Source organism: Escherichia sp. KS167_9B (assembly GCF_030295215.1).
In the GTDB taxonomy this organism is placed as follows: Bacteria; Pseudomonadota; Gammaproteobacteria; order Enterobacterales; family Enterobacteriaceae; genus Escherichia; species Escherichia coli_F.
Window position 1 is genome coordinate 3546161 of record NZ_AP025754.1, and the last position, 13118, is coordinate 3559278.

Genomic DNA, 13118 nt, shown 5'->3' on the forward strand with positions numbered 1-13118 from the left:
CTTCCTTAAAGGAAGAGGGTTAAATAAGGAAAGAAGATGATTGAACAATTTTTCAGACCCGACTCTGTCGAACAGGCGCTGGAACTGAAGCGCCGCTATCAGGATGAAGCTGTCTGGTTTGCCGGAGGCAGTAAACTCAACGCCACACCAACCCGTACCGATAAAAAGATTGCCATATCCTTACAGGATCTGGAACTGGACTGGGTTGACTGGGATAACGGTGCATTGCGGATTGGCGCGATGTCTCGCTTGCAAACACTGCGTGATGCACGGTTTATTCCTGCAGCACTGCGTGAGGCTCTCGGCTTTGTCTACTCTCGCCATATTCGTAATCAGTCGACCATTGGTGGTGAAATCGCCGCCCGGCAGGAAGAGTCGGTGCTGCTTCCCGTCCTGCTGGCACTGGATGCCGAACTGGTTTTTGGCAACGGTGAAACTCTGTCAATTGAGGAGTACCTGGCCTGCCCATGCGATCGCCTGCTAACCGAAATCATCATTAAAGATCCGTATCGCACCTGTGCGACTCGCAAAATTAGCCGTTCTCAGGCTGGGTTAACGGTAGTAACGGCAGCCGTTGCGTTAACCGATCACGACGGTATGCGAATTGCGTTGGATGGCGTGGCCAGTAAAGCACTGCGTCTGCACGATGTTGAAAAACAAAACTTGGAAGGCGATGCCCTTGAACAGGCTGTCGCCAACGCCATTTTCCCGCAGGAAGATTTGCGGGGCAGCGTGGCCTATAAACGCTATATCACGGGAGTTCTGGTAGCCGACCTTTATGCCGACTGCCAACAGGCTGGGGAGGAAGCCGTATGATCATCCACTTTACATTAAATGGCACGCCCCAGGAGCTAACCGTTAATCCTGGTGAAAACGTGCAAAAGCTGTTGTTTAACATGGGAATGCACTCTGTACGCAACAGCGATGATGGATTCGGTTTTGCCGGTTCTGACGCAATTATCTTTAACGGTAATATCGTCAACGCGTCCTTACTTATTGCCGCACAGATAGAGAAGGCTAATATTCGTACCGCAGAGTCTCTGGGAAAATGGAACGAGTTAAGTCTGGTTCAACAGGCAATGGTTGATGTTGGCGTGGTGCAGTCTGGTTATAACGATCCAGCTGCTGCTCTGATTATCACTGATCTGCTCGAGCGTATCGCCGCACCGACCCGCGAAGAGATCGACGACGCGCTTTCTGGTTTGTTCAGTCGCGATGCAGGCTGGCAACAATACTATCAGGTCATTGAACTGGCGGTTGCACGTAAAAATAACCCGCAGGCCACCATTGATATCGCTCCGACTTTCCGCGATGACCTTGAAGTCATTGGTAAGCATTATCCTAAAACTGATGCCGCAAAAATGGTGCAGGCGAAACCCTGCTATGTTGAAGACCGCGTAACGGCTGACGCCTGCGTCATTAAAATGTTACGTAGCCCTCACGCTCACGCACTGATTACTCACCTGGATGTCAGCAAAGCTGAAGCCTTACCAGGCGTCGTTCACGTTATTACTCATCTGAATTGCCCGGATATCTACTACACCCCGGGTGGTCAGAGCGCACCGGAACCGTCACCGCTTGACCGCCGTATGTTCGGCAAGAAAATGCGTCACGTCGGCGATCGCGTTGCTGCGGTAGTCGCTGAAAGTGAAGAAATTGCGCTCGAAGCACTGAAGCTCATCGACGTTGAATATGAAGTGCTTAAGCCTGTAATGTCGATTGACGAGGCAATGGCGGAAGATGCGCCTGTCGTACACGATGAACCGGTGGTGTATGTGGCGGGTGCGCCAGACACTCTGGAAGACGATAACAGCCATGCAGCCCAGCGCGGCGAGCATATGATTATCAACTTCCCTATCGGTTCTCGCCCTCGTAAAAATATCGCCGCCAGTATTCATGGTCATATTGGCGATATGGATAAAGGCTTTGCCGATGCCGATGTGATCATTGAGCGAACCTATAACTCAACTCAGGCGCAGCAATGCCCGACTGAAACTCATATCTGCTTTACCCGTATGGACGGCGATCGTCTGGTTATCCACGCCTCCACCCAGGTACCATGGCACTTACGCCGCCAGGTCGCGCGCCTCGTGGGCATGAAACAACATAAAGTTCATGTCATTAAAGAGCGAGTTGGCGGCGGTTTTGGGTCTAAACAGGACATCCTGCTGGAAGAAGTGTGCGCCTGGGCAACCTGCGTGACCGGGCGTCCGGTACTGTTCCGCTACACCCGTGAAGAAGAGTTTATTGCTAACACCTCTCGTCACGTCGCGAAAGTCACCGTCAAACTGGGGGCAAAGAAAGATGGTCGCCTGACGGCTGTGAAGATGGATTTCCGCGCCAACACAGGCCCTTACGGCAACCACTCACTCACCGTACCGTGTAACGGACCGGCGCTGTCGCTGCCGTTATATCCGTGCGATAACGTCGATTTCCAGGTCACCACCTACTACAGCAACATTTGCCCAAATGGTGCTTATCAGGGTTATGGCGCACCGAAAGGTAACTTCGCTATCACCATGGCATTAGCGGAACTGGCTGAACAGTTACAGATCGATCAACTGGAAATTATCGAACGTAATCGGGTACACGAAGGGCAAGAGCTGAAAATTCTCGGTGCGATTGGTGAAGGTAAAGCGCCGACCTCCGTTCCTTCCGCCGCCAGCTGCGCGCTGGAAGAGATCCTGCGTCAGGGTCGCGAGATGATCCAATGGTCTTCACCAAAACCGCAAAATGGTGACTGGCACATCGGTCGCGGCGTCGCCATTATCATGCAGAAATCGGGTATCCCGGATATTGATCAGGCTAACTGCATGATCAAACTGGAATCGGACGGTACTTTTATCGTTCATTCTGGCGGTGCGGATATTGGTACTGGTCTGGATACGGTTGTGACGAAACTGGCAGCAGAAGTGCTGCACTGCCCACCGCAGGACGTGCATGTTATCTCCGGTGATACCGATCATGCGCTGTTTGATAAAGGCGCATATGCCTCGTCCGGTACATGTTTCTCCGGCAACGCGGCGCGTATGGCGGCAGAAAATCTCCGAGAGAAAATCCTGTTCCACGGTGCACAAATGCTGGGGGAACCCCTGGAGGATGTTCAACTGGCAACGCCGGGTGTCGTTCGCGGCAAGAAAGGCGAAGTTAGTTTCGGTGATATTGCCCATAAAGGCGAAACCGGCACCGGTTTTGGTTCACTGGTGGGAACTGCCAGTTATATCACGCCTGATTTCGCCTTCCCGTATGGCGCAAACTTTGCTGAAGTTGCCGTCAACACACGTACGGGTGAAATCCGCCTGGATAAATTCTATGCCTTGCTGGACTGCGGTACACCGGTCAATCCAGAGTTAGCGTTGGGACAAATCTACGGTGCCACCCTGCGTGCTATCGGGCACAGTATGAGCGAAGAAATCATTTATGACGCCGAAGGCCACCCGTTAACGCGTGATTTACGCAGTTACGGCGCACCGAAAATTGGTGACATTCCGCGTGATTTCCGCGCTGTGCTGGTGCCGAGCGACGATAAAGTCGGCCCATTCGGGGCGAAATCAATCTCAGAAATCGGTGTAAATGGCGCAGCTCCGGCGATTGCTACCGCAATTCACGATGCCTGCGGCATCTGGTTACGCGAATGGCATTTCACACCGGAGAAAATACTCACCGCGCTGGAAAAAATATAAATAATAAATGGCCGCTTCGGCGGCCTGTTTCTCTGTTTGAACGATGACTAAATAGTGACTGCGAAAATGAGATAAGCCGTTCTCAAGGCGTCCTGCGCCCCAAATTCGTGGGAATTTATTTTACTGATTCAGATGATCAAATTTACTTTAAAAGGAGTGAAGGGATGTCTGATATAAACCATGCAGGTTCTGACCTTATATTTGAACTGGAGGATCGCCCTCCCTTTCATCAGGCTCTCGTTGGTGCCATTACCCATCTGTTGGCAATTTTCGTTCCGATGGTAACCCCTGCGTTAATCGTCGGTGCGGCCTTACAGCTTTCCGCTGAAACAACCGCCTATCTTGTTTCTATGGCGATGATCGCCTCTGGTATTGGTACCTGGTTACAGGTAAACCGCTATGGCATCGTCGGTTCTGGCCTACTCTCAATTCAGTCAGTCAATTTTTCATTTGTTACAGTCATGATTGCGCTGGGCAGCAGCATGAAAAGCGATGGTTTTCACGAAGAGTTAATCATGTCGTCGCTTCTCGGCGTCTCCTTCGTTGGCGCATTTCTGGTTGTCGGCTCTTCTTTTATCCTGCCCTATTTACGTCGGGTTATTACACCTACCGTTAGCGGCATTGTGGTGCTGATGATCGGCTTAAGCCTGATTAAAGTCGGCATTATCGATTTTGGTGGAGGATTTGCTGCCAAAAGCAGCGGTACGTTCGGCAATTACGAACATCTCGGCGTTGGTTTATTGGTTTTGATTGTGGTGATCGGCTTTAACTGCTGCCGCAGTCCGTTACTACGCATGGGAGGGATTGCCATTGGGCTATGTGTCGGTTATATCGCGTCGTTATGCCTGGGCATGGTGGATTTCAGCAGTATGCGCAATTTGCCGTTAATCACCATCCCGCATCCGTTCAAATACGGGTTTAGTTTCAGCTTCCATCAGTTCCTGGTGGTCGGCACGATTTATTTGCTTAGCGTGCTGGAAGCTGTCGGTGATATCACCGCCACGGCAATGGTTTCCCGCCGCCCCATCCAGGGAGAAGAGTATCAGTCGCGTCTGAAAGGCGGCGTACTGGCAGATGGCCTGGTTTCGGTTATCGCTTCCGCTGTCGGTTCATTACCGTTAACCACGTTTGCGCAAAATAATGGGGTTATTCAGATGACCTGTGTCGCTTCACGTTATGTCGGGCGAACCATCGCGGTCATGTTGGTTATTCTCGGCTTGTTTCCGATGATTGGCGGCTTCTTCACGACCATTCCCTCGGCTGTTCTGGGAGGCGCAATGACGTTGATGTTTTCCATGATTGCCATCGCTGGGATTCGCATCATCATCACCAACGGATTAAAGCGCCGTGAAACACTTATTGTCGCCACTTCTTTAGGTTTAGGGCTTGGCGTCTCCTACGATCCGGAAATTTTTAAAATATTGCCAGCCTCTATTTATGTATTAGTTGAAAACCCTATTTGTGCTGGTGGGTTAACTGCGATTTTATTAAATATTATTCTCCCTGGTGGCTACCGACAGGAAAACGTTCTGCCTGGTATTACCTCAGCGGAAGAGATGGATTAACAGTAAAGGAGTCAATGATGTCAGGAGAACACACGTTAAAAGCGGTACGAGGCAGTTTTATTGATGTCACCCGTACGGTCGATAACCCGGAAGAGATTGCCTCTGCGCTGCGGTTTATTGAGGATGGTTTATTACTCATTAAACAGGGAAAAGTGGAATGGTTTGGCGAATGGGAAGACGGAAAGCATCAAATTCCTGACACCATTCGCGTGCGCGACTATCGCGGCAAACTGGTAGTACCGGGCTTTGTCGATACACATATCCATTATCCGCAAAGTGAAATGGTTGGGGCCTATGGTGAACAATTGTTGGAGTGGTTGAATAAACACACCTTCCCTACTGAACGTCGTTATGAGGATTTAGAGTACGCCCGCGAAATGTCGGCGTTCTTCATCAAGCAGCTTTTACGTAACGGAACCACCACAGCGTTGGTGTTTGGTACCGTTCATCCGCAATCCGTTGATGCGCTGTTTGAAGCCGCCAGTCATATCAATATGCGTATGATTGCCGGTAAGGTGATGATGGACCGCAACGCACCGGATTATCTGCTCGACACTGCCGAAAGCAGCTATCACCAAAGCAAAGAACTGATCGAACGCTGGCACAAAAATGGTCGTCTGTTGTATGCGATTACGCCACGCTTCGCCCCAACCTCATCTCCTGAACAGATGGCGATGGCGCAACGCCTGAAAGAAGAGTATCCCGATACATGGGTACATACCCATCTTTGTGAAAATAAAGATGAAATTGCCTGGGTCAAATCGCTTTATCCTGACCATGATGGTTATCTGGATGTTTACCATCAGTACGGTCTGACAGGTAAAAATTGTGTCTTTGCTCACTGCGTCCATCTCGAAGAGAAAGAGTGGGATCGTCTCAGCGAAACCAAATCCAGCATTGCTTTCTGTCCTACCTCCAACCTTTACCTCGGCAGTGGCTTATTCAACTTGAAAAAAGCATGGCAGAAGAAAGTCAAAGTGGGCATGGGGACTGACATTGGCGCAGGAACAACTTTCAACATGCTGCAAACGCTGAACGAAGCCTACAAAGTGTTGCAATTACAAGGCTATCGCCTCTCGGCATATGAAGCGTTTTACCTTGCCACGCTCGGCGGGGCGAAATCTCTGGGCCTTGACGATTTGATTGGCAACTTTTTACCTGGCAAAGAGGCTGATTTCGTGGTGATGGAACCCACCGCCACCCCGCTACAGCAGCTGCGCTATGACAACTCTGTTTCTTTAGTCGACAAATTGTTCGTGATGATGACGTTGGGCGATGACCGTTCGATCTACCGCACCTACGTTGATGGTCGTCTGGTGTACGAACGCAACTAATAATAAAACTTTAACATCCTCGTGAGGACATCATTATGTCTGGAGACATCCTACAAACACCGGACGCACCAAAGCCACAAGGCGCACTGGATAATTATTTTAAAATTACCGCTCGTGGCAGTACCGTTCGTCAGGAAGTACTGGCTGGCTTAACGACCTTTCTGGCCATGGTTTATTCCGTTATCGTCGTTCCGGGAATGCTGGGCAAAGCAGGTTTTCCTCCCGCAGCTGTGTTTGTTGCCACCTGTCTGGTCGCGGGCTTCGGCTCGTTGCTGATGGGCTTGTGGGCCAACTTGCCAATGGCGATTGGTTGCGCTATTTCCTTAACGGCATTTACCGCATTCAGTCTGGTACTCGGGCAACAAATTAGCGTTCCTGTCGCACTGGGTGCGGTCTTTCTGATGGGCGTCATCTTCACCGCCATTTCTGTAACCGGTGTGCGAACCTGGATATTACGTAATTTACCGATGGGTATCGCTCACGGCACAGGTATCGGTATCGGCCTGTTTCTGCTGCTGATTGCTGCTAACGGTGTGGGAATGGTTATCAAAAACCCGATTGAAGGCTTGCCGGTGGCGCTCGGCGCGTTTACCTCCTTCCCGGTGATGATGAGCTTACTGGGTCTGGCGGTCATCTTCGGTCTGGAAAAGTGCCGCGTACCTGGCGGGATCTTGTTGGTGATTATTGCAATTTCGATCATCGGCTTAATCTTTGATCCAGCGGTGAAGTACCACGGTCTGGTGGCGATGCCCAGTCTGACTGGCGAAGATGGTAAGTCTCTGATTTTCAGCCTCGATATTATGGGGACACTCCAGCCAACTGTACTTCCGAGTGTACTGGCATTGGTGATGACCGCAGTGTTCGACGCCACCGGTACCATCCGTGCCGTCGCCGGTCAGGCGAATTTGTTAGATAAAGACAACCAGATCATCAACGGCGGTAAAGCCCTGACCAGTGACTCAGTAAGTTCAATATTCTCCGGCCTGGTGGGTGCTGCGCCCGCAGCGGTTTATATCGAATCAGCGGCAGGAACCGCCGCCGGGGGTAAAACAGGGTTGACCGCAACCGTAGTGGGGGCGTTATTCCTGTTGATTCTGTTTTTATCACCACTGTCATTTTTGATCCCTGGTTACGCCACTGCACCCGCTCTGATGTACGTAGGTTTGCTGATGTTAAGTAACGTCTCGAAGCTGGATTTCAACGATTTTATTGACGCAATGGCTGGCCTGGTGTGTGCCGTGTTTATCGTTCTGACTTGTAATATCGTTACCGGTATTATGCTGGGCTTTGTGACACTGGTCGTAGGCCGCGTCTTTGCACGCGAATGGCAAAAGCTGAATATTGGTACGGTAATCATTACTGCCGCACTGGTCGCATTTTACGCGGGTGGATGGGCTATCTAATAGATTCTCCGCGCCTTTCAGCGCGGAGAATTCTTTCAGAGAGGATTCTCACCGCTGGCAACAATACGCTGCTGGCGGACTAGCCTGAGTTCTCTTTCAGTAAGCAACTGCAGCGCCTGTGTCGGGCAAGATTCAACGCAGGCAGGCCCCTCTTCCCGCTGTTCACAGAGATCGCATTTCACAATTTGTTGCCGGGTATCCCCCGGCAACGACTGAATGGTGATCATCCCAAACGGACACGCACTGACGCAACTCTGACAGCCAATACAACGGGCAGAATTGGCCTGCACCACCTGCTCGCCCATCGTCAGCGCTCCCACGGGGCAAGCGCCAACACAAGGGGCGTTTTCACACTGATGGCACATCACCGGCGCACTGATGCAGTCCAGTCGCTGTACCTTCAGCCGGGGTAAAAAGACATCGGCATTCAACTCCTGTTCTGAAGGGTGAGCGACCACACAGGCCACTTCACAAGTACGGCAGCCAATACAGTCAGCCGGATTAACGATAATTAACGATTTCATCACGATGCCTTCGTATCAAACAGAGTTAACATATCGCGCGCCGCCTGCCTTCCTGCGGCCATTGCAGTGACAACCAGATCCGCGCCATGAACTGCATCCCCACCAGCAAAGACTTTTTTCAGATGCGTCTGGGTGGGTAAATACCCGACGTCCCCGGTTTGAATCAGGCCCCATTTATCGAGCTTAATTCCGCTGCCTTGCAACCACGGCATGGCATGCGCCTGGAAACCAAAGGCCATAATCAGAACATCGGCAGGCAGCTCAAACTCTGAACCCGCTACCGGACGAGGACGACGGCGTCCATCCGGACCCGGCTCACCCATAGCGGTACGAATAAGGCCCACCGCAGTTAAACGCCCATCTTCGTCACAAGCGATATATTGCGGCTGAACATTGAACTGAAACTCGACACCTTCCTCGCGCGCATTGACCACCTCTTTGCGCGAGCCCGGCATACTGACTTCATCACGACGATACGCGCAGGTCACGCTGGCGGCATTGAGGCGGATGGAAGTCCGCAAACAATCCATGGTCGTATCGCCACCGCCCAATACCACGACTCGCTTACCTTCCACATCCGTCAGCGGATACTCTTCAGACTCCGGCAATCCCATCAACTGGCGGGTATGGGCAGTCAGGAACGGTAGAGCCTGAATGACACCGGGCGCATCTTCATGCGGCAGATCTGCTCGCATCATCCCGTAAGTCCCCACGCCGATGAAAACTGCATCATATTCAGAAGTTAAATCGCTAAAGGTAATATCGCGGCCAATCTCACAGTTGAGATGAAAGTCGATTCCCATTGCGGTGAATATCTCACGCCGCTGGCTTAAGACTGTTTTATCGAGTTTGAAAGGAGGAATGCCAAAAGTCAGCATACCGCCAATTTCTGGATGGCGATCAAAGACATCAACCTGAACTCCTGCGCGCGCCAGAATATCAGCACACCCTAACCCTGCAGGCCCTGCGCCAATCACCGCCACTTTTTCGATACGGGGAACAACATGGCTGACATCAGGACGCCAGCCCATCGCCAACGCGGTATCGGTGATGTAGCGTTCCAGATTCCCGATAGAGACTGCGCCAGAGTGATCTTTCAAAGTACATGCGCCTTCACAAAGACGGTCCTGTGGACATACCCTGCCGCAGATTTCTGGTAAGGAACTGGTCTGGTGGCAAAGTTCTGCCGCTTCAATAATCTTTCCTTCCTGCACCAGACGGATGTAATCCGGAATAGCGTTATGCAGCGGGCAATGCCAGTTGCAGTTAGCTTTTTCGGCACAATAAACACAGCGGTCACTCTCATAAGTCGCTTGTTGTGGATCCAGCCCGCAATAAATTTCGCCAAAGTGGGTTTTCCGTTCACTCGCTGAAATTTTATCTGCGCCTTTACGCGAGTTAACGGGGAGCAACGCTGCACTGCGAGATGGCTGAGCGTCTGATGACGCTTTTCCTGCTGCCGTTTTGCGCTGGCGGGCCACCTTTATCTGCTGCAACCCTTTATCGTCCATCAGCCGTAACGCCTGTGTTGGGCATACGTCAATACAGGCTTGCGTGCCGGAACTGCGCTGATTACAAAGGTCGCATTTCTGCGCAATCGTATCGACCATCTCAACGACGCCAAAGGGGCAAGCGATTGCGCATCTTTTACAACCAATACATTTTTGCTCGTCCAGTTGTACGCTATCGGGCTGGAAAGTCAGAGCATTAACCGGACAAGCCGTAACGCAAGGAGCATTGTTGCAGTGATGACAGGCCACCGGATTCGCAGCCTGGCCTTTCCCTACAACGTGGATACGCGGTCGAAAGTCACTGTGACTCAGCGGCCAGTTTTCTTGATTGTGTGCCACCGCACAGGCAATTTCACAAGCATGACAGCCTATACATTCCGCAGCTTCAGCAGCGATAAACTTATTCATTTGCATCCCTTTCATTTAATGAGTTATGTCTTCTCAAAGTTCGCGATGCAATAAACGGGCATATATTAGGTAGAATGACTTTTTAATTATAAGTTTGTGACTAAGTTCAAATTATTACCCCTCAATCTGTGCCGCTTTCATTATTTCAACATTGCCGACCAAAAGAGCGCTATCCAGATAAAAACGATTAAATGCGAGAGTGCGACATGCCAGAATGATTAATGAAATATCAATATGAGAAAATTACAGATAATTCCATTGTCAGGTTCTCTTCTCATTTTCGTGGTTTAACCACGATTATGTGATTGCCTCCGCAATTCCTGTCTCTAACTCCCCTTCCTCGCAAAAACTGGCACTCCACGAGCATATGTTTAGACAGTTTCAATAACGTAAACGGTTGCTTTTTACTCTGGCGGGCGAAAGGAGAAACACTGATGAGCGCCATAGATTCCCAACTTCCCTCATCTTCAGGGCAAGACCGCCCAACTGATGAGGTTGACCGCATATTATCACCAGGAAAGCTGATCATACTCGGTCTGCAACACGTCCTTGTAATGTACGCAGGTGCAGTCGCTGTTCCTCTTATGATTGGTGACCGACTGGGCCTCTCAAAAGAAGCTATTGCGATGCTCATTAGCTCGGATCTCTTTTGCTGCGGGATCGTCACATTATTACAATGTATCGGTATCGGCCGCTTTATGGGGATCCGTCTGCCGGTGATTATGTCGGTAACCTTTGCTGCTGTAACACCAATGATAGCCATTGGCATGAACCCGGATATCGGCCTGCTGGGGATATTTGGTGCCACTATCGCCGCGGGATTTATCACCACATTATTAGCACCACTTATCGGTCGCTTAATGCCTTTATTCCCGCCACTGGTTACCGGTGTGGTTATTACTTCTATCGGGCTTAGCATTATTCAGGTCGGTATTGACTGGGCCGCTGGAGGTAAAGGGAATCCGCAATATGGTAATCCCGTTTATTTAGGTATCTCCTTTGCCGTCTTAATTTTTATCTTGCTCATTACTCGCTATGCGAAAGGATTTATGTCCAACGTCGCCGTATTACTGGGGATTGTATTTGGCTTTTTACTTTCGTGGATGATGAATGAAGTCAATTTGTCCGGGCTACATGATGCTTCGTGGTTTGCGATTGTCACCCCAATGTCGTTTGGTATGCCGGTATTTGACCCCGTTTCTATTCTAACCATGACCGCTGTGTTAATCATCGTGTTTATCGAGTCGATGGGGATGTTCCTGGCACTGGGTGAAATAGTCGGTCGTAAACTCTCTTCGCACGATATTATTCGCGGGCTGCGTGTCGATGGTGTAGGGACAATGATAGGCGGAACGTTTAACAGCTTCCCCCACACGTCATTTTCTCAAAACGTTGGCCTGGTTAGCGTGACTCGCGTTCATAGTCGCTGGGTGTGTATTTCTTCGGGGATCATATTAATCATGTTTGGCATGGTGCCCAAAATGGCGGTGCTGGTAGCCTCGATTCCGCAATTTGTGCTTGGCGGCGCAGGGCTGGTGATGTTCGGCATGGTACTGGCGACGGGGATTCGAATTCTGTCGCGCTGTAACTACACCACTAACCGTTACAACCTCTATATTGTGGCGATCAGTCTCGGCGTTGGCATGACTCCGACGCTCTCTCACGATTTCTTTTCTAAGTTACCGGCCGTACTGCAACCGTTGCTGCATAGCGGCATTATGCTCGCAACCCTTAGCGCCGTTGTGCTGAACGTCTTCTTTAATGGCTATCAGCATCATGCTGATCTGGTGAAGGAATCCGTCTCTGATAAAGATTTAAAAGTCAGGACAGTACGTATGTGGCTTCTGATGCGCAAGCTGAAGAAAAATGAGCATGGAGAATAATATGAATCTTTTAATGCGCGCTATATTCAGTCTGTTGTTGCTTTTTACTCTCTCTATTCCTGTCATTTCTGACTGTGTTGCAATGGCCATTGAAAGTCGCTTCAAATATATGATGCTGCTTTTTTAAATGGTTTTACCTGTCGACATCCGCTCAAAACGGGCGGTTGTCGATAAACGCTCACTTGGTTAATCATTTCACTCTTCAATTATCTATAATGATGAGTGATTAGAATTACATGTGAGAAATTATGCAAACGGAACACGTCATTTTATTGAATGCACAGGGAGTTCCCACGGGTACGCTGGAAAAGTATGCCGCACACACGGCAGACACTCTCTTACATCTCGCGTTCTCCTGCTGGCTGTTTAATGCCAAAGGGCAATTATTAGTTACCCGCCGCGCCCTTAGCAAAAAAGCATGGCCGGGCGTGTGGACTAACTCGGTTTGTGGGCACCCACAACTGGGAGAAAGCAACGAAGACGCGGTGATCCGCCGTTGCCGTTATGAGCTTGGCGTGGAAATTACACCTCCTGAATCTATCTATCCTGACTTTCGCTATCGCGCCACCGATCCGAATGGCATTGTAGAAAATGAAGTATGTCCGGTATTTGCCGCACGCACGACCAGTGCGTTACAGATCAACGATGATGAAGTGATGGATTATCAATGGTGTGATTTAGCAGCGGTTTTACGCGGTATTGATGCCACGCCGTGGGCGTTCAGTCCGTGGATGGTGATGCAGGCGACAAATCGCGAAGCCAGAAAACGATTATCTGCATTTACCCAGCTTAAATAAAAAACCCCGA

General features: G+C 50.3%; 11 protein-coding genes. 8 read left to right on the forward strand and 3 right to left on the reverse strand.

Going from position 1 to position 13118, the window contains the following annotated elements; all coding sequences use genetic code 11:
• The first annotated feature begins 36 nt into the window (after nucleotides 1-36).
• The 5 genes from ygfM to ghxQ all read left to right on the forward strand — a co-directional run bounded on the left by ygfM (nucleotide 37) and on the right by ghxQ (nucleotide 7985).
• Nucleotides 37-816, forward strand: coding sequence for a molybdopterin-dependent oxidoreductase FAD-binding subunit (gene ygfM / locus QUE34_RS17835; RefSeq protein WP_000572477.1), 780 nt, complete (start codon nucleotides 37-39; stop codon nucleotides 814-816).
• Nucleotides 813-3683, forward strand: coding sequence for a molybdopterin-dependent oxidoreductase Mo/Fe-S-binding subunit (locus QUE34_RS17840; protein ID WP_000583669.1), 2871 nt, complete (start codon nucleotides 813-815; stop codon nucleotides 3681-3683). Before ygfM ends, QUE34_RS17840 begins: the two co-directional genes overlap by 4 nt.
• A gap of 164 nt (nucleotides 3684-3847) precedes the next feature.
• Nucleotides 3848-5248: a xanthine/proton symporter XanQ gene (gene xanQ, locus QUE34_RS17845; RefSeq protein WP_286338868.1), complete on the forward strand. Its 1401-nt coding sequence runs from the start codon at nucleotides 3848-3850 to the stop codon at nucleotides 5246-5248.
• Between the two features lie 17 nt (nucleotides 5249-5265).
• Nucleotides 5266-6582, forward strand: coding sequence for a guanine deaminase (gene guaD / locus QUE34_RS17850; RefSeq protein ID WP_001352959.1), 1317 nt, complete (start codon nucleotides 5266-5268; stop codon nucleotides 6580-6582).
• A 35-nt stretch (nucleotides 6583-6617) separates the two neighbouring features.
• Nucleotides 6618-7985: a guanine/hypoxanthine transporter GhxQ gene (gene ghxQ, locus QUE34_RS17855; protein ID WP_105268671.1), complete on the forward strand. Its 1368-nt coding sequence runs from the start codon at nucleotides 6618-6620 to the stop codon at nucleotides 7983-7985.
• Between the two features lie 35 nt (nucleotides 7986-8020).
• Here ghxQ and QUE34_RS17860 read toward each other — a convergent pair whose 3' ends face one another.
• Together QUE34_RS17860 and ygfT are read right to left on the reverse strand one after the other, a co-directional pair.
• The gene (locus tag QUE34_RS17860; protein ID WP_103253722.1) at nucleotides 8021-8509 is read right to left on the reverse strand and encodes a 4Fe-4S dicluster domain-containing protein; all 489 of its coding nucleotides are present in this window, start codon (nucleotides 8507-8509) and stop codon (nucleotides 8021-8023) included.
• Nucleotides 8509-10428 (reverse strand): formate-dependent uric acid utilization protein YgfT, encoded by a 1920-nt coding sequence (gene ygfT / locus QUE34_RS17865; protein WP_039020577.1) that lies wholly within the window; start codon nucleotides 10426-10428, stop codon nucleotides 8509-8511. Before ygfT ends, QUE34_RS17860 begins: the two co-directional genes overlap by 1 nt.
• A gap of 434 nt (nucleotides 10429-10862) precedes the next feature.
• On the opposite strand from ygfT, the gene uacT reads away from it, so the two are divergent.
• Nucleotides 10863-12311 (forward strand): urate/proton symporter UacT, encoded by a 1449-nt coding sequence (gene uacT / locus QUE34_RS17870; protein ID WP_001354956.1) that lies wholly within the window; start codon nucleotides 10863-10865, stop codon nucleotides 12309-12311.
• 1 nt (nucleotide 12312) lies between these two features.
• A complete protein-coding gene (gene yqfG / locus QUE34_RS17875; protein WP_001050745.1) occupies nucleotides 12313-12438 on the forward strand; it encodes a protein YqfG in 126 nt (41 codons plus the stop codon).
• Here yqfG and QUE34_RS17880 read toward each other — a convergent pair.
• A complete protein-coding gene (locus QUE34_RS17880; RefSeq protein ID WP_223344823.1) occupies nucleotides 12413-12505 on the reverse strand; it encodes a hypothetical protein in 93 nt (30 codons plus the stop codon). The two genes, yqfG and QUE34_RS17880, sit on opposite strands and share 26 nt — an antisense overlap.
• 54 nt (nucleotides 12506-12559) lie before the next feature.
• Here QUE34_RS17880 and idi point away from each other — a divergent pair, with 54 nt between their 5' ends.
• The gene (gene idi / locus QUE34_RS17885) at nucleotides 12560-13108 is read left to right on the forward strand and encodes an isopentenyl-diphosphate Delta-isomerase (RefSeq protein ID WP_103253721.1); all 549 of its coding nucleotides are present in this window, start codon (nucleotides 12560-12562) and stop codon (nucleotides 13106-13108) included.
• Nucleotides 13109-13118: the final 10 nt, after the last annotated feature.